The organism is Microlunatus soli, assembly GCF_900105385.1.
In the GTDB taxonomy this organism is placed as follows: Bacteria; Actinomycetota; Actinomycetes; order Propionibacteriales; family Propionibacteriaceae; genus Microlunatus; species Microlunatus soli.
Window position 1 is genome coordinate 738,579 of record NZ_LT629772.1, and the last position, 22,793, is coordinate 761,371.

At 66.6% G+C, this 22,793-nt stretch carries 20 protein-coding genes; 7 read left to right on the top strand and 13 right to left on the bottom strand.

What is annotated here, in order from left to right; translation table 11 throughout:
- The first annotated feature begins 63 nt into the window (after positions 1 to 63).
- Both BLU38_RS03490 and BLU38_RS03495 read left to right on the top strand, forming a co-directional pair.
- The gene (locus tag BLU38_RS03490) at positions 64 to 267 is read left to right on the top strand and encodes a hypothetical protein (RefSeq protein ID WP_091519913.1); all 204 of its coding nucleotides are present in this window, start codon (positions 64 to 66) and stop codon (positions 265 to 267) included.
- Between the two features lie 134 nt (positions 268 to 401).
- The gene (locus BLU38_RS03495; protein WP_091519917.1) at positions 402 to 2,036 is read left to right on the top strand and encodes a DUF222 domain-containing protein; all 1,635 of its coding nucleotides are present in this window, start codon (positions 402 to 404) and stop codon (positions 2,034 to 2,036) included.
- Positions 2,037 to 2,058: 22 nt separating this feature from the next.
- Here BLU38_RS03495 and BLU38_RS03500 read toward each other — a convergent pair whose 3' ends face one another.
- Positions 2,059 to 3,573, bottom strand: coding sequence for a hypothetical protein (locus BLU38_RS03500; protein ID WP_091519919.1), 1,515 nt, complete (start codon positions 3,571 to 3,573; stop codon positions 2,059 to 2,061).
- A 219-nt stretch (positions 3,574 to 3,792) separates the two neighbouring features.
- Between BLU38_RS03500 and BLU38_RS03505 the strand changes: the two genes are divergently transcribed.
- Positions 3,793 to 4,257, top strand: coding sequence for a GNAT family N-acetyltransferase (locus tag BLU38_RS03505; protein ID WP_157683194.1), 465 nt, complete (start codon positions 3,793 to 3,795; stop codon positions 4,255 to 4,257).
- Between the two features lie 4 nt (positions 4,258 to 4,261).
- Here the strand turns inward: BLU38_RS03505 and BLU38_RS03510 are convergent, their stop codons facing one another.
- The 5 genes from BLU38_RS03510 to BLU38_RS03530 all read right to left on the bottom strand — a co-directional run bounded on the left by BLU38_RS03510 (position 4,262) and on the right by BLU38_RS03530 (position 10,501).
- Positions 4,262 to 5,380: an LLM class flavin-dependent oxidoreductase gene (locus BLU38_RS03510; RefSeq protein ID WP_091519926.1), complete on the bottom strand. Its 1,119-nt coding sequence runs from the start codon at positions 5,378 to 5,380 to the stop codon at positions 4,262 to 4,264.
- A gap of 162 nt (positions 5,381 to 5,542) precedes the next feature.
- A complete protein-coding gene (locus tag BLU38_RS03515; protein ID WP_172836063.1) occupies positions 5,543 to 6,940 on the bottom strand; it encodes a sulfatase-like hydrolase/transferase in 1,398 nt (465 codons plus the stop codon).
- Between the two features lie 96 nt (positions 6,941 to 7,036).
- The gene (locus BLU38_RS03520) at positions 7,037 to 7,918 is read right to left on the bottom strand and encodes a carbohydrate ABC transporter permease (RefSeq protein WP_091519934.1); all 882 of its coding nucleotides are present in this window, start codon (positions 7,916 to 7,918) and stop codon (positions 7,037 to 7,039) included.
- Positions 7,915 to 8,910: a carbohydrate ABC transporter permease gene (locus BLU38_RS03525; RefSeq protein WP_091519938.1), complete on the bottom strand. Its 996-nt coding sequence runs from the start codon at positions 8,908 to 8,910 to the stop codon at positions 7,915 to 7,917. Before BLU38_RS03525 ends, BLU38_RS03520 begins: the two co-directional genes overlap by 4 nt.
- A gap of 7 nt (positions 8,911 to 8,917) precedes the next feature.
- Positions 8,918 to 10,501: an ABC transporter substrate-binding protein gene (locus BLU38_RS03530; protein ID WP_091519941.1), complete on the bottom strand. Its 1,584-nt coding sequence runs from the start codon at positions 10,499 to 10,501 to the stop codon at positions 8,918 to 8,920.
- 234 nt (positions 10,502 to 10,735) lie between these two features.
- Between BLU38_RS03530 and BLU38_RS03535 the strand changes: the two genes are divergently transcribed.
- Together BLU38_RS03535 and BLU38_RS03540 are read left to right on the top strand one after the other, a co-directional pair.
- Positions 10,736 to 11,758 (top strand): LacI family DNA-binding transcriptional regulator, encoded by a 1,023-nt coding sequence (locus BLU38_RS03535; protein ID WP_091519945.1) that lies wholly within the window; start codon positions 10,736 to 10,738, stop codon positions 11,756 to 11,758.
- Between the two features lie 69 nt (positions 11,759 to 11,827).
- Entirely contained in the window at positions 11,828 to 13,066 is a 1,239-nt protein-coding gene (locus BLU38_RS03540; protein ID WP_091531835.1) for a multidrug effflux MFS transporter, read from the top strand.
- 6 nt (positions 13,067 to 13,072) lie between these two features.
- On the opposite strand, the gene BLU38_RS03545 is transcribed toward BLU38_RS03540, so the two are convergent.
- The 4 genes from BLU38_RS03545 to BLU38_RS03560 are packed head-to-tail and all read right to left on the bottom strand — an operon-like array spanning position 13,073 to position 17,215.
- Complete coding sequence (locus tag BLU38_RS03545; RefSeq protein WP_091519948.1) at positions 13,073 to 14,431, bottom strand: 6-phospho-beta-glucosidase; 1,359 nt, start codon at positions 14,429 to 14,431, stop codon at positions 13,073 to 13,075.
- Between the two features lie 58 nt (positions 14,432 to 14,489).
- Positions 14,490 to 15,326: an aminoglycoside phosphotransferase family protein gene (locus tag BLU38_RS03550; RefSeq protein WP_091519951.1), complete on the bottom strand. Its 837-nt coding sequence runs from the start codon at positions 15,324 to 15,326 to the stop codon at positions 14,490 to 14,492.
- A 13-nt stretch (positions 15,327 to 15,339) separates the two neighbouring features.
- Complete coding sequence (locus tag BLU38_RS03555; protein WP_091519955.1) at positions 15,340 to 16,593, bottom strand: amidohydrolase; 1,254 nt, start codon at positions 16,591 to 16,593, stop codon at positions 15,340 to 15,342.
- 43 nt (positions 16,594 to 16,636) lie between these two features.
- The gene (locus tag BLU38_RS03560) at positions 16,637 to 17,215 is read right to left on the bottom strand and encodes a DinB family protein (protein WP_091519958.1); all 579 of its coding nucleotides are present in this window, start codon (positions 17,213 to 17,215) and stop codon (positions 16,637 to 16,639) included.
- A gap of 312 nt (positions 17,216 to 17,527) precedes the next feature.
- Between BLU38_RS03560 and BLU38_RS03565 the strand changes: the two genes are divergently transcribed.
- Positions 17,528 to 19,282, top strand: coding sequence for a DUF222 domain-containing protein (locus BLU38_RS03565; protein ID WP_157683195.1), 1,755 nt, complete (start codon positions 17,528 to 17,530; stop codon positions 19,280 to 19,282).
- A gap of 69 nt (positions 19,283 to 19,351) precedes the next feature.
- On the opposite strand, the gene BLU38_RS03570 is transcribed toward BLU38_RS03565, so the two are convergent.
- Positions 19,352 to 20,188: a TrmH family RNA methyltransferase gene (locus BLU38_RS03570; protein WP_091519966.1), complete on the bottom strand. Its 837-nt coding sequence runs from the start codon at positions 20,186 to 20,188 to the stop codon at positions 19,352 to 19,354.
- 10 nt (positions 20,189 to 20,198) lie between these two features.
- Entirely contained in the window at positions 20,199 to 20,687 is a 489-nt protein-coding gene (locus BLU38_RS03575; RefSeq protein WP_091519970.1) for a precorrin-2 dehydrogenase/sirohydrochlorin ferrochelatase family protein, read from the bottom strand.
- Positions 20,688 to 20,806: 119 nt separating this feature from the next.
- Between BLU38_RS03575 and BLU38_RS03580 the strand changes: the two genes are divergently transcribed.
- Positions 20,807 to 21,358 (top strand): YbaK/EbsC family protein, encoded by a 552-nt coding sequence (locus tag BLU38_RS03580; protein ID WP_091519974.1) that lies wholly within the window; start codon positions 20,807 to 20,809, stop codon positions 21,356 to 21,358.
- Between the two features lie 39 nt (positions 21,359 to 21,397).
- Here the strand turns inward: BLU38_RS03580 and BLU38_RS03585 are convergent, their stop codons facing one another.
- On the bottom strand, positions 21,398 to 22,771 hold the full coding sequence (locus BLU38_RS03585) for an SPFH domain-containing protein (protein WP_091519978.1): 1,374 nt from the start codon (positions 22,769 to 22,771) through the stop codon (positions 21,398 to 21,400).
- Positions 22,772 to 22,793 lie beyond the last annotated feature (22 nt).

Consider the following 22,793-nt stretch of genomic DNA (forward strand, 5'->3'; position numbering starts at 1 on the left):
CCTCAGGCGGCACCCGAGCGGCAGCGGTCTCCGTCGCATCCCGCCCAGACGCCGGAGTCCTTGATGCCCATCACGACAGCGCCACCGCTGTCGCTGTCACCGATCTGCGCGTTCACCGTCCCCGGAGCCGCCGATCACGACGTTGGAATCGTCGTAGCTGACGACGCCGCGGTTGCCGTGGGACCGCTCTGGTCGCCGCACGACGTCGGTGCCGGGGTGGTCTACCTCGATTCACCGGCCGCCGGCTCGTCACCGGTGAGTGGCTGACGATCGATGGCGGCTGCAGCACCGTCGGGTGGTCGGATAGGTAGAGTCGCGCCTTGGTCACTTTTGTCAGATCCCTGTCCCGGTTGGGTTCTGAGCCCTCAAGAGTGTCTGACCCGACGGCTACTGTCGTTGTCATGATCGATGCGATCGGGCTGCAGCAGAACAGCCTGGCGTCGACGGGTCTTGACCCGTCGACGTTGGGCAATGCTCAGCTGCTCGATCATGTCCAAGCCTTCCGGTGGCTGGAGCGGGCCGGGATCAACAGCATCCTGATCTTGGCTGCGGACTGGGCCGACCGACATCCAGCCGACAGCATTGATCGCTACCAACTCGACGTCCGCGGCGGCGACCGTTCCGTCCGACCCGGCGGTTCCGGCACGCCGTCGATGGCGAGGTTCGCGATCACCGAGTTCGCCTCTAGCTTGGGGAAGCCGACCGGCAGCGGTGAACGGATGATCGGCGACGCCTTGGATCTGCGCCATCGGCTTCCCCGACTGTGGCGACGCCTGTGCAACATGGAGATCGACGGCCGCGACTGCCAAACGATCGCCCGCGAGACCCATCATTTGACGCCGGAGCAGGCGCTGCAGGTGGACGCGTCGATCGCCGACTTGGTCGGTCGCTGGTCGTTCGGACGGTGGATGAAGCATCTGGAGTCCCGGATCATCGAGGTCGACGCCGAGAACATACAGAAGCTGGCCGAGCAGGCCGCCCACGAGATCGGCCTCTATCTCGGCCAGAGTAATGATCACGGTCTCAAGACCGTCTATGCCCGACTCCCGGCACCGATCGCGATCCGGTTGTATGCCCAAGCCGACCGAGTCGCCGACATCCTCCAACGGCGCGGCCATACCGGCACCAAAGGTGAACGGCATGCCGAGGCGCTCGACATCATGACCCGGCCGTTGGAACACCTGAAGCTGCTCGCCGAGGACACCGCCCCCACGCTGTTCGATCCCGACCCGGATGACGACTCGCTGTTGCCCACGCCGTCCATGCCGAATCAGGCCGCCGACCATGATCATTCCGCCGCCGATGATGATCACTCCGCATCCGACGAGCCGCCGCCCGAAGCCGAGGACCTTCCACCCGAACCTGAGCCGGACGACGACACCGGCGATGATGTGCCGGTCGGGCCGTCCCGGTTCCCGCGCATCGAGCAGGATCGGCGACTTGCCGAGTTGGCGATCAAGGCGATCGGACAGATCGATCCCGCAAAGCTTCGGCCCAACGCCACGTTGTATGTGCACATCGCCCGGGAGACCTTGGAGAACGGTCTCGGCGTCGCCCGGGTCGAGGACGTCGGCCCGATCGTGTCCAGCCTGGTTGCCGACTGGCTCCGGGGCTGCGATGTCACCGTCAAGCCGGTTGTTGATCTTGCCGCGGACCTGACACCGGTGGATTCCTATGAGATCCCGAAGGCGATGCGGGAGCGGATGCTACTGAAGTTTCCGGGCAGCATCTTTCCGTTCTCCGGTGTCACCGGACGGCATGTTGATCTTGATCACAGCATCCCGTATGTGCCGGGGTTCCCAGGTCAGACCCGGGAGGACAATCTCGGTCCCAAGGGCCGCGGCGAACACAACGTCACGACCCACGGCTTCTGGCGGCGTCGACAACCGTCGCCCGGAACACACGTGTTTCGGGCGCCTCACGGCAGAGTCTTTCTGGTCAATCAGACCGGCAGTTTCAATCTCGGATCTGGATCCTTCGCCCAGACGATCTGGCGTGCCGCCGCGCCCCAAGCAGCAGCAAAGGTCGACACCTGACCCTCCGGAACGGCTGAGTGCGTCAGGGGGCACCGGAGCGGCAGCGGTCTCCTTCGCATCCAGCTCGGACGTCGGAGTGCTTGATCCCCATCACGACGGCGCCACCGGTGTCGCTGTCACCGATCTGCGCGTTCACCGCCCCGGAGCCGCCGATCACGACGTTGGAATCGTCGTAGCTGATGACGTTGCGATTGCCGTGGGACCTGATCGACACGTCATCGATGCCATCGGCACCGATCACGAGCGCGTCGTCACCGTCGGCGGTGGAGGCGCCCTCGTCGGTCACGCTGGCCCGAGCTCGTGCCCGGTCGGCCGCTATCGGGGTGTCGGCGGCCGGACGGTTACTGTCGGCGCGGCCGCCGGATCTGGCACGTTCGACCGGCACGCCCCGGTCCGCCGAATCTGCCTCGTGCTCGGCTGAGCCTTCCTTGTCCGCATGGGTCCTGGCGTCCGCCGGCTCCTCGTCCTCGGCTTCTTCTGAACCCTCGTCCGCTTCCTCCTGATCCTCCCTGTCGCCGGAGTTTCCGGAGCGGACCGTCGACCCCGAGACGTCGACCGCGTTCAGGCCACTGGAGTCGGTGTCGCCGGTGTTGGCGTTGATCCGTCCGTTGCGGTTGATGAAGACGTTCGAATCGTCGTAGGTGACGATCTGATCATCACCGCGGACGTTGACCGAGTGGTCCTCGAGCCCGCTGATCGAGGTCGCGCCACCGCTGCGGGATCCGAGGCCGGACAGCACGCCGGCGAGTGATCCGTCGGACATCGCCTCGGCCGGTTCCCGTTGTCCGTCAGGCCTGTCGGCCAGGTCACTGATCGATCCGGCGGCCGTCGTCGGTCGCTGCGGGCGTACTCGGAGCGGCGATCCCGATCCGGTCGACCGCCCGGAAGCCAGCGCGGATTCTCGCGTGTCCAGGGCGACGACGCCACTGGCCGAAACGGCTCCGGTGTTGGCGATCAGCCTGCCGTCGTCGCCGATGTACACGATGCCGCCGTTCGCCGCGACGATCGACGCGGTCTGCTCGCTCCACGACGGCGCGACCTCGTTGATCACGGTCGTCGAAGGTTCGGGTCCCTGCCGGGTCCGATCGTGCGGACGAGGCGGTGCGGCCTGTCCGCCGGCTACGTCGGAGCGGCCGGTCTCCCGGCGTTGCGGATGTCCGACCGCACCAGGACGGGTCTGCTCCGGTCCGAACATCGCGACCTGTTGCCGGGTTACGGTTTCGGCCGCACGTCTGCCGAGGGGGGCCAGGTCGTCGCTGCTCGAAGTCTCCGTCCGTCCAACCGGTCGCTGTGGTGCGACGGTGCCCGGAGCCATCGGATCGTCCAGACAGCCGAACGGCGAAAACCACGGGCCGGTCGGCACGGCGGGTGCCCCGGCGTCGCCGGTGATCAGCGTGATCGCCGGGACAGCTGGTGTTACAGGCTGGATTCGGCCGGCATCGAGGCGCTGCTCGCCCACGATGTCGCGGACGATCCAACCCGCGAGTGCAAAGACTGCGCCGAGTAGCACGGCACAGATGATCGTCGAACGTTTCACGATGGTGCCCTTCCCCGAGGTGATGCAGAGCTGGTGGGTGGCAATTGCCCGTCCGCGATGGCTCAGCCATCAGCTACGACCGGGTCGTCCGGTGCGACGTTCCGCCAGTTCGGACGGTAGTGGCCACCGAGCGACTCCGCGGCGAATTTACGAATGGCGACGACGGGGGCACAGGGAATTCGATTGTCGTGTGCTGGCGGACGTGGCATCGTCCGACCCATGGCAGGGATCGACGGACTCCGGATCAGGCGGTTCGGCGTCGACGATGTCGACGGCTGGGCACGGACCGACCTGCAGCGGCGGCATCTGGTCGATGCCCTGGCGGAGTCCGACGACTATCTGGCCGCGGTGCAACCGGGCGGTCGGATCGTCGGCAAGCTCGGGATCCGGTACGGCCAGCACCCGGACGCCGGCACGATCTACCAGTTCGACGTCGTCGACGGACTCCGGGGACAAGGCATCGGGACCGCCCTGCTGCTGCGCGCCGAGCAGATCATCGGTGATCATGGCTGCGACCGCGCCACGCTCGGCGTGGAGCAGGACAATGTCGCAGCGATCCGGCTGTACCGTCGTCGGGGCTATCAGGAGTTCGGCACCGAGGCTGCCGAATGGGACCAGGAGGCGGCCGACGGTTCGATCTACCGCTACCGATGTCTGTGTCTGCTGATGCAGCACACCCTGTGAACGCTCAGCGCGCCGCGGCCGCATCGAGAGGAGCAGGGGCGGCGAGCAACGATCGCAGCCGTGGGAGAAGTTGATCACCGATCCGCGCCACCTCGTCCAGGTACGGTGTGTCGGACAGCACAAAATGGCTGACCCCGAGGTCGGCGTACTTGCCCAGCGCGGCGGCGACGTCGTCGGCCGAGCCGACCAGCCAGGTGGTGCCTGCGCCGCCGCCACCGTACTTGCCGGGAGTCGTGTACAGGCAGGAATCCAGCACGTCGCCCCGCTCGGCGAGATCGTAGAGTCGGCGCTGGCCGACGGCCTTCCGCCACTTGGTGTCGATCTCCCCACCGGCCTTGGCTGCCATCGTCGCGACCCGCTGCTCCGCATCGTGCCAGGCCTGGTCGGTGGTGTCCCGGACGACGGTGGTGATCCGCAGCCCGAACTCCAGCGGCTGGTGTGTCCGGCCGAGTGATTCGGTCAGGGCCTTCAGCCGGGAGATCCGTTCGGCGATGCCGTCCAGCGGTTCACCCCAGAACAGTTGCACGTCGGCCTCGGTCGCCGACACCTGCTCGGCCGCCGGTGAGGCGCCACCGAAGTAGAGCCGCGGATGCCGGCCGGACTCGGCGTCGAACGGCCGCGGCCGGACCGTCGAATCCCTGACGGTGAAGAACTCCCCCTCGAAGGTGACATTCTCCTCCGCCCACAACCGACGCAGCAGTCGGAGAAACTCTCGGGTCCGGTCGTAGCGGCGGGCCGGATCGCTGTTCACGTCGCCATAGGCGGCGAGGTTGTCGATCCCGCTGACGATGTTGATCAAGAGCCGGCCGCGGCTGAGTTGATCAAGGGTGCTGGAGGCAGCCGCAAACTGTGCCGGCTGCCAGTAGCCCGGTCGGATCGCTGCCAGCGGTTGGAAGCTGGTGGTCCGAGCAGCCAACGCGGTCGCGACGGTGAAGGTGTCCGGCCGTCCCCAACCCGAGCCGAGCAGCGCCCCACCCCAGCCGTGCTGCTCCACCGCCAACGCGTGCCGGACCGACAGATCGAGTGTCCCCCAGCCGTCCTGGACGTCGTCGCCGCGATGCCCGGGCTCGACCGTGTTCGGGATGTACCAGAGGAATTCCGGGCTGGTCGATTCCGGGCTCATCTGCAGGCCTCTTCCGTCTCGACGGTGATGCGAACACCTAAACCCTATATAGACACTAGGAATTATTCGCCGGCACGATCGGAATGCGAGACACCCACCCCACCCCGCCGACCCGTCAGTTTCTCCCCGACTCGCCCGGCGAGTCGGGGAGAAACTGACGGGTCAGCTGGTTACCTCGGACGGCCAGACTTCCAGCTGGCCGCGGCCGGCCGGGCTGGTGACGGCCGACTCGACGACCGCGTCGGGTTCGCCGGCCGCCTTCATCCAGCTCAGCAAACGCTCCCGCAGGTGGTCCGAGACGTCGCGGTGGGACGGCAGTCCGACCAGGTTGTTCAACTCGTACGGGTCAGCCTCCAGATCGTAGAGATAGCCCTCGACGTAGCGGTCGGAGCCGGCGTCGGCGATCGGGTCCGCGTCCGGGGCGATCACGCCGTACTTCCACCGCTGGGTACGGATCCCGCGCGCCACCTCGGTCTCGCTGACCTGGATGAACGCCTCCCCGGCCGGCGGCTCCACCGACCGCATCACGGGGGTCAGCGACGGCTGGATCCCGACCGGCGCCTCGATACCGGCCAACTCCATCAGGGTGGCCGGCAGGCCGACGGTGCTCACCACGTCCTCGACGATCCGGCCGCGGGGCACCTGCGGTCCCCTGATCATCAACGGCACCCGGGTGGATCCGTCGTGCACCGACCGCTTGTATTCGCCGTTGCGGGTCTTGAAGTGGCAGCCGTGATCGGAACTGAACACGGTGATCGTGTCCTCGTAGAGCCCGAGGCTGCGCAGCGCGTCCAGCAGCCTGCCGTAGGCCTCATCCATCCGCTTGATCATCCCGTAGTAGCCGCCGATCTGCTGATACGAGGTGCCGTGCAGGCTGGCGAGGTCCGGCGGCAACCAACTGCCGTGGTAGGCGTCCCGGTAGACCTCCGGCGCCGGGTAGTCGTCGCGCCGGTTCTGATGGTGCGGCTCCAGGAACGACACGAACAACAGGAACGGTTCGTCGGCATGATCACCGATGTAGCGGATCGCCGCATCGGTCAGCGCATCGATCCGATAGCCCGGCAGGTCGACCGGTTGCTGATCATTGTCGTACAGCCGGGTCAGGTAGGAGTCCGACACGTGTTCCAGGGCGTTGGCCGCCAGCCAGTAGTCGTAGCCGCCACGGTCCTCCGGTGCGACCGGTCCGCGCGAACCGGTCGGTGCCAGGTGCCACTTGCCGATGTAGCCGGTGGCGTAGCCCGCACCGGAGAAGCGCTTGGCCAGAGTGTCGGCATCGGTCGCCAGCGACAGACCATTGCGGTGCACACCATTGGCGGTGGCGAAGTTGCCGGTCTGCAGACAGGATCGGGCCGGTGTGCAGAGCGGTTGCGGGGTGTGCGCGTTGTCGAACCAGGTGCCGGACCGGGCAGCGTGATCAAGGTTCGGCGTCAGCCCGCAGGGGTTGCCACCGATCCCGGTCGCGTCCCACCGCTGCTGGTCGGTCAGGAAGACGATCACCGGCGACTGCCGAGGACGTTCGGCTTCCGGGCGACGGTAGTTGAGGGCAGCGAAATCGGTCATCGGCATCCTTTGGTCATGATCAACACGGTTACGAGATTCGGTTTCGGTTATCGTCCTTCGACAAGCTCAGGCCCCATCGACAAGCTCAGGGGTTGTTCATCCCTTCACCGCCCCGGCGATGCTGGCGATGAAGTAGCGCTGCAGGAACAGGAAGACGATGATCACCGGCAGCAGCGCGATGGTCGCGGCCGCGGTCATCACGCCCCAGTCGGACTGGAAGTCGTTGCGCAACGCATAGACGCCGACCGAGAGCGTCCGCAGTTCCGGCCGGGTGAGGGTGAACACCAATGGCAGCAGGAAATCGTTCCAGGAATGCAGGAACTGCAGGATCACCGCGGTCGCGGTCACCGGCTTGGCCAGCGGCAGGTAGATCTTCCAGAAGGTCCGGAGGAATCCGGCGCCGTCCACCCGGGCCGCCTCCTCCAGCTCGGCAGGCAGCTGTCCGAAGAAGCCGGCGTAGAGCAGTACGGCGACGATGTTCACCCCACCGGCTTCGGCCAGCGTCATGCCCCATAGGCTGCCGTCCAGATGCAGTTTGGTGAGCAGGTCGTAGATCGGGATGATCGTGTAACCCTCGGGGAGGAAGATCACCAACGCGAACAGACCGAACATCACCTTGCGGCCGGGGAAGCGATAGCGGCCCAATGCATAACCCATCAGTGCCGCGGTGATCACCGAGATCACGATCGATCCGCCGGTGACCAGAACGGTGTTGATGAAGTAGCGCCCCATCGAGGCGTCCTGCCAGGCACGGATCCAATTGCCGACCCGAAGCACCGGCGAGAACGGATTGACCGATCCGAAGATCTCCGTGGTGTTCTTCAACGACGAGCTGAAGGTCCAGATGAACGGATAGATCCAGGCGATCCCGATGGTCAGCAGGACGATCGAGATGATCACCGCCCAGACCCGTTCCTTGCGGGAGAACCGGCCACGGCGGACCCGGGTCCGGTCGGCCGTGCCGTCGACGGTGGTCATCGGTCCAGCGCCTTTCTGTTCCTGGACAGACTCCGCCCGGCCCATACCTGCACCAGGGCCAGCAGCAGGGTCGCGGTCCCGAAGAAGCAACCGGCGGCCGAGGCATAGCCGAGCTGCGGTACCCCTCCGTTGTCGGGCTGGAAGGCGGTGTTGAAGATGTAGACCTCGACCACCTGGGTGCGGAAGTACGGACCGCCGCCGGTCATCGCCTGGATCAACGCGAAGGCGTGCAGATTTTCCTTCGCCGTCAGCACGATGATCACCAACGCGAACGGGATCAGGATCGGCATCGTGATGTGCCGGACCCGGGCCCAGGTGCCGGCGCCGTCGACCTGTGCGGCCTCCAGATACTCGGCCGGAACGGTCTGCAGCGCGGCCAACCAGTAGATCATCGTGGTGCCGAAGTTCTTCCAGGTATGGGCGGCCAGCGTGGTCCACAGGGCAAGCTTCGGGTCCGACAGGAATTCCACCGGCTGGTCGACGACGCCTGCCCCGGTGAGCAGTGCGTTCACCGGTCCGTTGTTGGGACTCAGGACGAAGGTGTTGATCACACCGATGATCGATGCCGATGCCATCACCGGCAGGAAGAACATCGTCCGGAACACCGGCGACAGCTTCAGCACCTGACGATTGAGCACCATCGCCACCAACAACGCCAGGCCGACCCGGACCGGTGTGCCGATCAGCACGAAGATCATCGACCTGCCGAAGGCACCCCAGAAGAAGTGATCCTGCACCAGCCGGACGTAGTTGCCGAGCCCGACGAACGTCATGTCGTCGGTGAACCCGGTCCAGTCCATCGTCGAGTACACCCAGGACATGATCATCGGATAGAAGGTGAATCCTGCGGTCAGCACCAACGCCGGCAGCAGGAACAGATAGCACCAGCGGGTGTTGGTCCGGGCATACCAACTGCCGACCTGGCGCTGGATCCGCTGCTGCACAGGCGGCGGCGCGACGGTGTCGCGGTCCAGGGATCGTGTCGCACTCATCGTCGGGTCAGAGCTTCTGGTAATCGGCGGCGGTGTAGTCGGTGTTGCGATCCCAGTTGGGGAAGACGAAGTCGTCCCGGGTGACCGTCGACCCCTTCTTCTTCGCCGCCGCGATCGCGGTGTCCAGCGCCTTGTCCAGAGCACTGTTGTATTTCGCGAACTGCGCCTTGGGATTACTCAGGTCACCGGTGAAGAGCCCTTGCATCAGGTCCTGCCAGATCGGCGTCACCGGCTTCAGCAGCAGCTTGACCGTCGACACATCGGGGTTGCGGATCTCCACCTGGGGGATCGTGTGCATGATCTTGTGCGCGAGATCGGAGCAGAAGGTGGCGTTCGGATCGAGTTGGGCCTCGCGGTCGGCCGCCTCGTTCGCGGCAGGATGCAGCGACTCCAGATTGCCCTCGCTCTGAATGACCATGTTCTTCTGGCCCTCCTCCGATCCCATGTAGGCGAGGATCTGACCGACGGCCTTCGGCATCTCGGTCTTGGCGTAGACCCAGACGCTGTTGGCGCCGACCTCGGCGAACGGCACCACGTAGTCCGAGCCGTCGGCCGACGGCAGCTGACCGACCGCGTACTTCCAGTCCGGTGCGTTCTGCTTCCAGGCCGGCAGCGAGTAGGGGCCGACGAACATCATCGCGCTCTTGCCGGCCGAGAACTGATCGCGCGCATCCTTGTCCACCAGAGTGAGGAACCCCGGTACCACCAGCTTGTCCTTGACCAGCTTCTGCAGGAACTCGAACGCTTGCAGCACCTCATCGGCGTCGTAGCGATACTGCCCGGTCTTCATGTCCAGACCGGTCCAACTGTTCAGCGACCCGGTCCAGCCGACCGTGGTGGCCAGCCCGGCGACCGTGGCAGCCAGGCCGTCCTTGCCGATCATCAGGCCGCTGCTGCCCTGGCCGACCGACTTGGTCAACGCCTGATGGATGTCGTCCCAGGTCTTGATCGCCGAGATCGGATCGTCATAGCCGGCCTTCTTCAGGTTGGCGCTGTCGACGAACAGCAGCTTGTCCAGCCGCCGGCTGGAGTTCAGCGGGAAGTTGTAGACCTTGTCGTCGAAGATGTGGATCCCCGGGATCAACGCGGTCTTCGGCCATTTCGCCCGCCAGCTCTCGAAGTCGGGCACCAGTTTCTCGATCGGCTGCACCCAACCCTGGGCGATCGCCGTCTGGGCGGGGATATCCGGTGGCAGCGCGAACACATCCGGGGCCGAGTTGTTGCGGATGCCGACCGAGACGACCTGGCGAATCGTCTCCCAGCTGGTCCCCTGGTAGTCATTCTTGATCTTGGAATACTTCGCGCTGTAGGCGTCCAGCACGGCGGTCTCGAAGACCGACTTGAGGTCACCACTGTCCAACCAACTGACCGTGCCGGAGGCTTCGGGCTTGGTGGAGTAGTCGGGGATCTTGATCTTGCCCGCTTCGGCGGATCGGCTCGCCGAACTGCCGGTGCCGGTATCGACCTGGCAGCCGACGGCTCCGGCGGTCATCGCCGCCAGCGCGCTGCCGAGCAGCGTCCGGCGAGCGATCCGGCCGGAACGTCCGACGGCGGATGAGGAACTGAAGGCGTGCGAACTGGCTGAGCTCATGACGCTCCTTTGACATGGCGGCGCTGCGATGTCGGAGAGCTGCCGCAGATCATCGATGATCTTCCGACACCGCGGATTACCCGCATACTCTACGGATCCACTGGGGTTTCTCCGAAACCATTCATAGTGCGGACCGGTCACTGTCGGCCGGTCCGACGTTTTCCCAGACACTAATGGATTATTCTGTGTCCGGACAAGACCCTACGACAGTTCGGGATCGGAACGAGGCTCACCGTGGCAACCGGAAAGCGGATCACCTTGCGCGACATCGCGGCAGCTGCCGGCGTGTCCGCGCCGACCGTGTCGAACGTTCTGAATGGGAATGATCAGCGAGGCAAGGTGCGGATCAGTGATGCGACCCGAACACGCATCCTCCGGGTCGCCGACGAGCTGGGCTACACGCCGAGTCTGCTGGGACAGAGCATCCGTCTGGGCCGGACCAATCAGGTCTGCGTCGTACCGCTCAACCTCTACTCGCCCTGGACCGAGGCACTGGTCGACGCCGTCACGGGGGCGTGCCGGACCGCAGGAAAGCGGCCACTGATCCTTGCCGACGGCGATTGGTCGGCCTTTCTCGCCGGCCAGGGCGCGGACGGTGCGGTGATCGAGGAGAGCGTGTTGGCCGACGGTGATCTGGACAAGCTGCGCCGGCTCGCCGGATCGGGGATCTCGATCGTCCTGTTCCACAGCGCCGCCGAGCCGGACGACATCGACGTGATCCGGCGCCCGATCCTGCCGGCGCTGCACACGGCGTTGCGGGATCTCACGACACGGCATCGCCGGATCGCTGTCCTGACAGGCGATGCCGCCAGCACCGATGACGAGCGTCTGCTCGAATTCCGGGATGTGATCGCCGAGGCCGGCCTGCCGCTCGACCCGGACTTGATCCGTTCGACGGGGGCCGACCGCTATCTCGCCTTCCGGCAGGCCATGGAGCTGCTGCAGTCCGAGGACCCACCGACCGCGATCTTCGGCACCCAGGATCTCAGTGCCATCGGCGCGCTGTGGGCGGCCCAGCGGCTCGGCCTGGGCGTACCCGATGATCTGGAGATCATCGGCATCGGTAACACACCCGAATCGTTGCAGACCGACCCGCAATTGTCCTCGGTCGGTCCGCCGCACTACTTCGACAAGGTCGCCGAGCTGCTGATCCAGCGGCTCAACGGTGACGGCCCCGCAGAACGGCTGCACGTCTATCCGGCGGAGATCTGGCATCGCGGCACGACCCGAGCCGGCCGACCGTCGTCGAAGGGCTGAACCTCATCGGAGCCGGTCTCGGGTACATTCCCCCGGGACATGCTTCCCCGAGATGAGGTTGACGGCGACATGGTGTCCTCCGATGAGCGGCGTCCGGCCGGCAGGCCCGCGACCGCGGTGTCGACCGTTCTGGTGTTGACACTGGCACTGCAGTGCGCCGTGCCTCCGTTCGCCACCGACACGTACACCCCTGCCATCCCGCGAGTCACGGCCGGGCTGGACACCTCGGCATCACTGGTCGGTCTGACCTTGACGGCGTTCTTCATCGGGATGGCGTTGGGACAGCTCTTCGGCGGACCGCTGTCGGATCAGCGGGGCCGTCGGTTGCCGATGATCGCCGGTGGTCTGCTGTGTACGCTCGGCGCGATCGGCTGTGCGCTGGCGCCGTCGATCGGTCTGTTGATCATGTTCCGGGTGCTGCAGGGATTCGGTGGCGGGGTGGCCGCTGTCGTCGCCCGCGCCGTCGTGGTGGACGTCGCGCGTGGTGACACGCTGGCACGGGTGATGTCGATCATGATGGCGCTCGGCGGACTGGCACCGATGATCGCGCCAGTGGTCGGCGGCGCCGTGCTCACCGTCGGCGGCAGCTGGCGGACCGTGTTCTGGGTGCTGGCCGGCTTCGGGCTGGCGATGATGATCACCGCCATCGTCGTCGTCGGAGAATCGCTGCCCCCGGATCGCCGGCACGGCGGAGGGCTGGCCCGCTTCGCCGATGGCCTGCTCCAGGTGATCAGGATCCGCTCCTTCGTCGGGTACGCCCTCACCGGATCGTTGTCGGGCTTCACGATGATGGCCTACATCGCGAATTCTTCCTACGTGCTGCAGCAGCAGAAGGGGCTGCAGCCGATGCCGTTCGCGCTGTTCTTCGCCGCCACCGCCCTGTCCCAGGTGCTGCTGTCGGTCGTGAACGCACGGATCGTCGGCCGGTTCCGACCGCGACGGTTGATCGGGGTCGGGCTGAGCGTTTCGGCCGCTGCTGTCGCGGGGTTGGCGATCGGCGTCTTCGCCCTCGGTACCCCGCTGGTCCTCACCTGCATCGGTTTCCTGCTGCTGATGGGTGTCCAGGCCTTCGTCTTCGGCAATGCCAGCGCCCTGGCCGCGAGCCAGGCCCGCCAGGTCGCCGGATCGGCATCTGCGGTGACCGGTGTTGCGCAGGCCGTCGCCATGTCGGTGTCCGCGCCGCTGGCCAGTTCCGGCGGGTCGGTCACGGCGGTACCGATGATCTGGGTGATGATCGCCGGCATCTCCGCTGCGATCTTCTGTTATCTGGTGGTGTCCAGACCGGCGGCCACGACCCGGGCCGGCTGAGTCGGACTAGCTTCGGTCGAAGACCGCGGCGACCTCGGGGATCGCGGCGCGATATCCGGCGAGCAGATCGGCGGCGACCTGGACCGAATCGACCAGCGGATGCAGTGCGAAGGCGAGCAACGCCTGCCGTGCCGAATGTTCCCGGGCTGCGGCGATGACGTGCCGCTCCACTTCCTTGACCTGTTGCATCAAACCGATCTGATGCAGCCCAGGTTGGGTGACGTTCGACGGGTGGATACCGGTGCCGTCGACGGTGGTCGGCACCTCGACGACGGCATCGGGTGGCAGCGCGGGAATGGTGTCGTTGTTGCGTACGTTGAGGATCGCCGACGCCGGTTCGTTCCGGCTGATCGCCCGCATCACAGCCAGAGCGACCCCGGCATAGCCGAGCTGGCTGGGATCGGTCGCCGCGTCGTGTGTGCCGGCCGGCGCCCCCTGGGTTCCGCCCTTCGCCTCGGCCATGTAGCTTGCCTCGCGCTCGTCCACGGCCCGCTGCCATACAACCGCGGGGGCGGCAGCCTCCGCCGCCGCGGTGTAGAACTCCTGCTGGGTCCTGGCCAGGAAGTCACCACGGGTCGGCCCGGAGTTGCGGATCCGCTGCACGGCCTCGCGTTGGAAGTAGTAGTAATACAGGTATTCGTTGGGAATCATGCCCAAGGTCCGCAGCCAGTCGGCGCCGAAGATCTCGCTCTCCTCCAGCTGGGACAGCAGTGCGTCGTCGGCGAGCAGGTCGGGCAGCACGTCCCGTCCGCCGACGATGATCTTGCGCATCCAACCCAGGTGGTTCAGACCCGCGTAGTCCATGGTGATCGCGGTGTGATCATGACCGAGGATGCCGGCGATCCGACGGCCCATCTCCGAGGGTGTGTCGCAGATCCCGACGACCCGGTCGCCGAGCTCGGTCTGGAGTGCCTCGGTGATGATGCCGGCCGGATTGGTGAAGTTCAGCAGGTACGCCTGGGGTGCGCGTTCTCGGATCCGCCGGGCGATGTCGATCATCACCGGCAGTGTCCGCAGCGCGTAGGCCAAACCGCCCGGTCCGGTGGTTTCCTGCCCGAGCACGCCACGGTCGAGGGCGACATGCTCATCGCACTGCCGACCCCGTACGCCGCCGACCCGGATCGCGGCGAACACGAAATCGCTGCCGTCCAGAGCGGGATCGAGGTCTGTGCTCGTCTCCAGGGTCGGCGCGTCGGGGAAGTCGGCGGCCTGCGCGGTCAGGATGGACCGCATCGTCTGCAACCGGGTCGCATCGGTGTCGTAGAGCGACACCCGGTCGACCCGTGGCGTGCCGGCATCGCGCAGCAGCGCCTGCCAGACGAACGGGGTCCGGAATCCACCACCGCCGAGGATGCACAGTTTCACCCCTCCATCCTGACCTGTGGTCCCGCCGCTGGTGCAGCCAGGTGTGGCCCGGGCGTGATCAGGCCGGGGTGAGGGCGTCGGCCATCCAGCGGAGGTGGGCAGCGAGTGTGCGGTTGCCCTGCAGGTGTTCGTAGAGGGCCGAGCTGACCGCTCGCGCCTGGCACAGCAGTGCCGAGCTGCTGCGGTCGACGCCGGCGACCTCGGAGAACAACGCCAACCGGTGCAGCAGTTCGACCGACCCGGCCCGAACCAGGTCGTCGAATCGCGATCGTTCCAGGATGATCGTGTGGCTCTCGTAGGCGATCGTGCCGACTCGCGGATTCGGGTCGAGTGCTCGCCAGGCACCGGTGGCATCGGCGTGCACATTGATCGCATGCAGATCACCGTGCGTCAGCGTCACGGTCCGGTCCTGATCGAGGTCGGTGATCGTCCGTCGAGCGAGGTCGATCGTCCGCCGGTCGAGCAGCCGCGGCCGCTGCCGGAGCAAGGACGAGAGGTGTTCCAGCCAGCCGTCGTTGTCGGAGAGATGATCGATTCCTCCGGGGTCGGCCACCGCGAGTCGGCGGGCGAGGTCGGCCTGGACGGTGATCTGATCGTCGACCGTGTGTCCGGCCAGCGAGTCGGCCGTGAGCCGTTCCAGCAACAGGGCGCCGAGGTCGTCGGCAGCGTCCTCGCACCGTACGCTTGCCGATGGTGGAAACGCGCGCAGCGCGATCGCCTCCTTCCGGGCCGCTTGTGGATCGAGCAGCTTGATCATCAGCGGCGATCCGTCGGCCGACCGGACCGGGACGACGACCGACATCCCGCCCCGCAACTCGGTGCCGTCGACGCGACAGTTCCAGCGATGGAGCGCGGCGGCCAGCCTGTCGGCCGGCCGATTCGTCGGGACTTCCATGTCTGCCTTGATCTCAGCCCGTTCGAACGATGGCTTCCAACAGGTCGATGGCGGTGAAGATCGCCCGTTCGTCGGGGTCGAAGTAGGGGTTGTGATGCGGCGCTGGGCTGTCGGCGCCGATGTTGAGGTAGGCGCCCTGTCCCCCGGCCTGCTGGACTCCCTTGATCATCAGGTTGACGTCGTCGCTGCCGGCCTGCGGACTGGTCGGCAGCACCTCAGGCACGCCGTCCACCGTTGCGGCAGCATCCAGCACCTTGGACACCAATACGTCATCCGGCGCAATGGTCACCGCTCGCCCGGTGATCTGCACGTCATGATCAACACCGTACGCTGCCGCGGCGCCGGCGATCACGGCCCGGACCCGTTCGGTCAGGTCGTCGATCACCTCGTCGTCGGCGGCACGCGCCTCACAGGTCAGCTCGGCGAGCGCGGGAACGATGTTGACGTTGTCGCCGGCGTGCAGGGTGCCGACGTTGAGCCGGGTATCGGTGCCGGCATAGCGTGGCAGACTCATGATTCCGAGGCTGGCCATCGCCGCGGCCAACAGGGCGTTACGTCCCTCCTGCGGTGCGCCCGAGGCGTGCGAGGCGCGACCCTGGAAGCTGACGGCGAGCTTGCGGGTGGCCATCCCTCCGACCACGCTGCCGATCACGGTGGACACCGGGCTGTCGCCCCGGACGTGGACCCCGAGCATCCGATCGACACCGTCGAGGACGCCGGCATCGATCATGGTCTGGGCACCGCGGACCCCTTCCTCCGCGGGTTGGAAGAAGATCTTCACGGTGCCCGGAAAGTCATGATCACTGAGCCGGTGCAGCAAGCCGACGCCGATGGCGGCGTGGCAGTCGTGGCCGCAGGCGTGCATTGCCCCGGTGGTCGAGTTGAAACCTTCCCGGGCCGGAAGATGTTGATCATCGTCGGCCTCGCGGATCGGCAGCGCGTCGATATCGGTCCGCAGCGCCCAGGTCGGACCAGGACGATCGCCGTCGATCTGCGCCACCAGTGCCGTCCCGTGTTCGAGGTAGTGATCGACCCGGTCGGGGTCGGCGCCACCATCGGTCGCCAGTCGAGCCCAGTGTTCGCGGGTCGCCGGATCCGGCGCGCCGACGACACCGGACAGATCCTGAACATCGGATCCGGTCAAGATCGTCACCGGCAGCCCGGCCAGCCGGCCTTCGATCCGGGCGGCCGTACCGAACTCGAGGAACCCCGGCTCGGCGTGCCGATGCAGTTCGCGACGGAAGTCGATCAACGCGTTATGGTCCACGGTCGGACTCTAATGCTGTGGCGTTGCCCCGCGACCCGGCGGGTCAGCCGGGGAAGCTTTCTGCCAGCTTCCGGAGCCGTTGGACGTAGTTCTTCCAGTCGTTGTCGCCCTGGTCGGGGAGATTTGACCAGGTCTGGTCGGCGCCGGCGCGTCCGTCGATGAGCTCTCGGACGATGTCGACCTGGCCGACGTGCCTGGCGGTCTCGGCGATCATGTGCACCAGGACGGTCCGCAGATCGGTGTTTCGTCGCTCCGGCGGCCACCACGCCACCACGCCGGGGGCATCCAGGTCGAGGGCCTCGATGGTCGCGTCGGAGTGTTCCCAGGCTCGTCGGCAGAAGCTCCGCACCCAGTCCGCAGACTCGTCGCGGGTCGCCCACATGTCCGCGTTCGGCTCGGCACCCTCGTCCATCCAGGGCGTCGGTTCACCGAAAGGCCGGCCGAAGACCTCGCCGAAGTAGCCGACGTCGACACTTGCTACGTGTTTGGCGACGCCCAGCAGATTGGTGCCGGTCGCCGTCATCGGCATCCGGAGCTGACGCTCGCCCAGATTGCTCAGCTTCCAGAGCAGCGGGTCGCGCTGCCGCCGCAGGTAGTAGATCAACATCGCCTTCTCGTCCATGCCCGGCACCGTACTCGTGTGACCGATCGCCCCGCCTGCTGTTATCGACCAGCGCGATCGGCGGTCGGCCGGCGGCCGCCCCTTGGCGCGGACGTGGAGCTCGCGCTCGTCCAACGGCAGAGCGCGGACAGCGACAGAGTCCTGGACTTCTCGCGGGTCGCACGGGTCCGTGAGCTTGTCGAAGTGCCGCCAACGAGCCGGTCGGACAACCGAACACAGTCGTAGCAGCTCTCGCCGCGACACCGCTCCACACTTCAGCCCATCTGGATGGCATCGACCTCCAGAATCTCTTCCAAGATCTGTGGATAACCCTTGCTGGCTTGGGATCTCGTCCGGCACAGAGTGTCAGACCCTTTGTCTAGTGTTGATCACATGATCGATGGCAGCGGGTTGATGCGCACCGCCCTCACGGGGGTGGGTGTCGATCCGACGTGCCTTACCACCGATCAACTCGCGGACCAGGTCACCGCCTCGGACTGGCTGGTCCGCGTCGGACTCAACTCCCGGCTGATCAGCATCGCCAGCTGGGCCGACCGGTTCCCCGCCGACTCCATCGCACCGCACCAGTTGGCCATCCCCGGTGGTGACCGGCCGATCCGGCCCGGCGGCGACGGCACCCCCGAGATCACCCGGTTCTGCGTCACCGACCTGGCCGCCCAGCTGCACAAATCCACCGGCACCGCCGAACGCATGATCGCCGATGCTCTCGACCTCCGCCACCGGCTGCCGCATGTCTGGGCGCGGTTGTGTCGCTACGAGATCGATGGACTGGACGGTCAGACCATCGCCCGGCAGACCCGGCACCTGACTGTGGAACAAGCCCGGGAGGTCGACCGGTCGATCGCCGACCTGGTCGGCCGATTCAGCTACGGCCGACTACTGAGCCAACTCGAGGCAATCATCATCCGCGTCGACGCGGTCAACATCGCCAAACTCGCCGAACAGGCCGCCGAAGAAGTCGGCGTCTGGATCAACCAGAGCAACCATCACGGCATCAAAGGCATGTACATCAAGGCCAAAACCCCGGCCATCATCCGGTTCTACGCTCAGGTGACCCGGATCGCCGACATCCTCGCCCGCCGCGGCCACACCGGCAGCAAGGACGAACGCCTCGCCGCAGCGATCGACGTCCTGGCCAACCCACTCGACGCGGTCCGGATGATCGCCGAAGACACCGAACCGACCCTGTTCGACCCCGATCCCGACGACGACTCGCTGCTCCCGCGACCGATGAGCGGCGATACGAACCGGCGGGACGCTGCTGATGACGGTGGCGCAGCCGCCGAGGGCTCTGCCGACGACGATCCAGAAACCAGCGACCCGACCACCGACTGCCATCTCGATGACGGCCCAGCCACCGACGAGCTGCTCGGCGAGCGTGATGATCACGATGATCTGCTGCCACCCGACCCCACCAACGATGCGTTCGACCAGGACGACTCGTCGACCCGGTTTCCGCGTGTTGATCAGGATCGGCGATTGGCCGAGCTTGCGATCCGCGCGATCGGCCAGATCGATCCCGCGAAGTTCCGACCCAACGCCACCCTCTACGTCCACATCGCCCAGGAGACCCTCCAGTCCGGACTCGGCGTCACCCGAGTCGAAGACATCGGCCCCATGGTCTCCACCCTGGTGGCCGACTGGCTCGGCGAGTGCAACATCACCGTCAAACCCGTCATCGACCTAGCGGTTGACCTGACACCGGTGGATTCGTATGAGATTCCACGGGCCATGCGGGAACGCCTGTTCCTGAAATATCCCGGGAGCATGTTCCCCTTCTCCGGGGCCATCGGGCAGCACCTTGATCTTGATCACAACATCCCCTACCTCGACGGTCTCCCGGCCCAAACCCGAGAAGACAACCTCGGCCCGAACGGCCGTCGGGAGCACAATGTGATCACCCACGGACTCTGGAAGAGGCGACGAGCCGAGCCCGGAACGTTCTTGTTCCGGGCGCCGGACGGCAGAGTGTTTCTGGTCAACGCGACCGGCAGCTACGACCTCGGTCGTGGACGATTCGCCCAACACATCTGGCAATCTCCCGCGCCCACACCGCCCCGCAGCTGAAGACCCCGGTCTCTAAACACCGCACCGATGCCTGCTCGGCGGCTTGCCGCTGCGTCCGTCCCGCCGACGTCAGGCGGACGTCGGGCGATCGTGACCACTGGGACCGAGGGCATAACAAGCGACAGCGGTCGCAGCAGCTACGTTGAGCGAGTCGATGCCGGCGTACATGGGAATCTTTGCGACCAGACTCGACTGATCGATCCAACGGCGGGACAGGCCCGCGCCTTCGGTGCCGAGGAGGATTGCGATCTTGGTCTGCTGGTCGGATTGCAGCAGTCGTCGTGCTTGATCAAGATCGACGGCGTCGTTGGCCAGCGCGAGGGCAACGGTCCGGAAACCGTGCTCATGAAGCATCCCTACGGCACCTCCCCAGTCCTCCAGTCGGGCCCACGGCAGGGAGAACACCGATCCCATGCTGACCTTGATCGATCGCCGATACAGCGGGTCGGCCGACCGCTGAGTCAGCAAGGCACCTTGCCACCCGAGTCCGGCAGCGCTGCGCAGAATTGCCCCCACGTTCGTGTGGTCCACGATGTCCTCAGCCACCACGAGCCGATCCAGAGCGAGCAGATCATCCACCGTGTGCCGCTGCTGCCGGTGCAACGACGCCAGCGCGCCCCGGTGCACGTGGAAGCCGGTGACCTGCTCGGCCAGCTCCTCGGTCACCCGATAGACCGGGATCTGATCATGGTCGGCCAGCACATCGGACAGCGAGCTCAGCCAGCGTTCGGCGAGCAGGAAGGAACGTGGTGGGTAGCCGGCCTCGATAGCCCGCCGGATCACCTTCTCGCCTTCGGCGATGAACAGCCCACGTTCGCTCTCCAGATGCTTGCGCAGGTTGACGTCGCGCAGCCGGATGTAGTCGTCCAGCCGAGGGTCGGCGGGATCGGTGATCTCGATCAGCATCGCCGCTGGATCAGGCAGCCCGGTCGCGGCGCTCGGACCCGATGATCTTGATCAGCAGCTGCACCAGGGTGTCCCGGATCCGTCGCGACCGATGATGATCACCGCCGGCCAGCACACCGACCTGGACGCCGTCGACCTCTGCGCTCGCCGGAGTCCAGGCGGTCGCCTCGTCGCGATCATCGGCTCGTACGCAGAAGATCTGCTGCCGCTCGGCCTCGGCCGACACCTGCTCGTTGCAGGCACTGTCGCGGGTGGCGACGAGCACGTACCACGCATCGGCCAGATCGTCGGGCAGGTAGCTGCGACGCGTCCAGGTCAGTCGGCCGGCGGCGTCCAGCCGCTGGATCGGTGCGGTCGCATCGGGGGCGATCACCTCGATCGTCGCGCCGGCCTCCAGCAGCCGATACAGCCGTCGTTCGGCCACCCGACCGGCGCCCACGACGACCACCCGGCGGCCGCTGAGGCGGAGGCCGGAGAGGTACGGAACGGGCGCGTTCATGCCTCCATCATCCCAGGTCCACCCGGGGGCGACGCAATCGTCCAGGTGGCAGACCGTAGTCTCGGCTGAGCACGGCGGCACCCCAGCGATCCGTGACAACAACGAAAGGGACGTGTGCGATGGCCGAAACTCCGGTCGGTTTGGGCAATCTGAGCTGGCAGCCGGCGCTCTCGGCGCCCGATCTGCTGGCGGCACCGGTCAGGCAGGCGCTGGACGCCGGCGGCTTCGACACCGCAGCGGTCTTCGTCACCAGCATCGATCCGACGTTGGCCGACACCGCCGCCTTCTGCGAGGCTTTCGACTCCCCGCCGGAGAATTCGGCCAACTGCGTCGTCGTCACCGGACGTCGGGGCGAGGTGACCAGCACCGCGGCCTGCCTGGTGCTGGCCACCGACAAGGCCGACGTCAACAAGACCGTCCGCAAGCATCTCGGCGTCCGTAAGCTGAGCTTCGCCCCGATGGACGAGGCGGTGGCGCAGACCGGCATGGAGTACGGCGGCATCACCCCCGTCGGGCTGCCCGCCGACTGGCCGGTGCTGGTCGATGCCGCCGTTGCCGACCGCGATTGGATCGTGATCGGCAGCGGGCTGCGCGGCAGCAAACTCGCCATCCCGGGCGCCCTCGCCGGCGACCTACCGGGTGCCGAGCTGCTGGAACTCGCGCTGCGCTGATCCGGGCATCGTACGGCGGGTCTCCTCCTGGAGGCCGGCCTACTGCTGCGGGGGCGGCCCGGCCGGCGGCGTCGGCTGCGAACTCGGCCCGAACGGCGGCTGCTGCGACTGGTGCTGTGGACCGGCTTGACCCGCGCCCGGTTGATCGGATCCGGCCGGCGGCAGGAACGGATTGGCACCCTGCTGCTGTGCCTGTTGGCCTTGCTGGGGTTGCGAGCCGGACTCCTCCGCCGGACCGCCCGGGGCGTCGAACTGCGGAGCAGCCGGCTGATCGGGACCGATGCCCAGCGCTGCCTTCTGGTCGCTGCGCAGCGCGGAGCCGCCGCGCCGGCCGCCGGGCTCCCGTTCCAACTCCTGAGCGGCGGCGATCGCTTCCTGCACCCGCTTGTCGGCCTCGGCGTCGTCCTGCTTCTTCTGCTCGACGAGCTCGGCCTGGACGTCGATCTTCTCCGGCGCCTTGAAGTCGCCCTCGATCCGGGCCGGGATCCCGCTTCCTTCCTTGCCCTCCGCAGCGGCGCCCTGCCCGAAGGCGCCACCCAGGCCTTCCAGAGCCTTGCCGATCTCCGACGGCACGACCCATACCTTGTTGGCGTCGCCGCGGGCGATCTGCGGCATCATCTGCATGTACTGGTACGACAGCAGGGCCTGGTCCGGCTGACCGGCATGGATCGCGTTGAAGACCGTACTGATCGCCTGGGCCTCGCCTTCGGCGCGCAGCATCTGCGACTGCCGATCGGCCTGGGCGCGGAGCACGGCGGCCTCCCGATCACCCTGGGCTCGCAGGATCGCCGACTCCTTCTCACCGCCGGCGGACAGGATCTGGGACTGCCGCTGCCCCTCGGCCAGCAGGATCGAGGCCCGCTTGTCACGCTCGGCCCGGGCGCCCTTCTCCATCGCGTCGCGGATGGTGGGCGGCGGCTCGATGGCCCGCAGCTCGACCCGGTTGACCTTGATCCCCCACTTGCCGGTGGCTTCGTCCAGCACCACCCGCAGCTTGCCGTTGATCTCCTCGCGGCTGGTCAGCGTCTGTTCAAGATCAAGACCACCGATGATGTTCCGCAGTGTGGTCATCGTCAGTTGCTCTATCGCCCGGATGTAGTCCTGTGCCTCGTAGGCCGCGCGCACCGGATCGATCACCTGGAAGTAGATCACCGAGTCGATGCTCACCATCAGGTTGTCCTCGGTGATCACACCCTGCGGCGGGAACGGTACGACGGCCTCGCGCATATCGATGTTGTAGCGCACCTTGTCCGCGATCGGGATCACCAGGTGCGGGCCCGGTCCGATGGTTCGCTGGAACTTGCCGAGTCGTTCGACCAGCCCGACGCGCTGCTGGTGGATGATCTTGATCGCCGATCCCAGGACGATGATCAACAAGATCACGACGACGATCAGGACGATAATGCCGCCCATGGCTATCGAGCTCCTCTGCTGC

Coding starts and splice junctions, on each gene's coding strand:
- BLU38_RS03570 (WP_091519966.1), bottom strand. CDS start 20,188: ATGCTGATCGAGATCACCGATCCCGCCGACCCTCGGCTGGACGACTAC.
- BLU38_RS03530 (WP_091519941.1), bottom strand. CDS start 10,501: ATGAGCTCAGCCAGTTCGCACGCCTTCAGTTCCTCATCCGCCGTCGGA.
- BLU38_RS03585 (WP_091519978.1), bottom strand. CDS start 22,771: ATGGGCGGCATTATCGTCCTGATCGTCGTCGTGATCTTGTTGATCATC.
- BLU38_RS03580 (WP_091519974.1), top strand. CDS start 20,807: ATGGCCGAAACTCCGGTCGGTTTGGGCAATCTGAGCTGGCAGCCGGCG.
- BLU38_RS03550 (WP_091519951.1), bottom strand. CDS start 15,326: ATGGAAGTCCCGACGAATCGGCCGGCCGACAGGCTGGCCGCCGCGCTC.
- BLU38_RS03515 (WP_172836063.1), bottom strand. CDS start 6,940: ATGACCGATTTCGCTGCCCTCAACTACCGTCGCCCGGAAGCCGAACGT.
- BLU38_RS03575 (WP_091519970.1), bottom strand. CDS start 20,687: ATGAACGCGCCCGTTCCGTACCTCTCCGGCCTCCGCCTCAGCGGCCGC.
- BLU38_RS03525 (WP_091519938.1), bottom strand. CDS start 8,910: ATGAGTGCGACACGATCCCTGGACCGCGACACCGTCGCGCCGCCGCCT.
- BLU38_RS03560 (WP_091519958.1), bottom strand. CDS start 17,215: ATGGACGAGAAGGCGATGTTGATCTACTACCTGCGGCGGCAGCGCGAC.
- BLU38_RS03520 (WP_091519934.1), bottom strand. CDS start 7,918: ATGACCACCGTCGACGGCACGGCCGACCGGACCCGGGTCCGCCGTGGC.
- BLU38_RS03490 (WP_091519913.1), top strand. CDS start 64: ATGCCCATCACGACAGCGCCACCGCTGTCGCTGTCACCGATCTGCGCG.
- BLU38_RS03510 (WP_091519926.1), bottom strand. CDS start 5,380: ATGAGCCCGGAATCGACCAGCCCGGAATTCCTCTGGTACATCCCGAAC.
- BLU38_RS03495 (WP_091519917.1), top strand. CDS start 402: ATGATCGATGCGATCGGGCTGCAGCAGAACAGCCTGGCGTCGACGGGT.
- BLU38_RS03505 (WP_157683194.1), top strand. CDS start 3,793: ATGGCAGGGATCGACGGACTCCGGATCAGGCGGTTCGGCGTCGACGAT.
- BLU38_RS03540 (WP_091531835.1), top strand. CDS start 11,828: ATGGTGTCCTCCGATGAGCGGCGTCCGGCCGGCAGGCCCGCGACCGCG.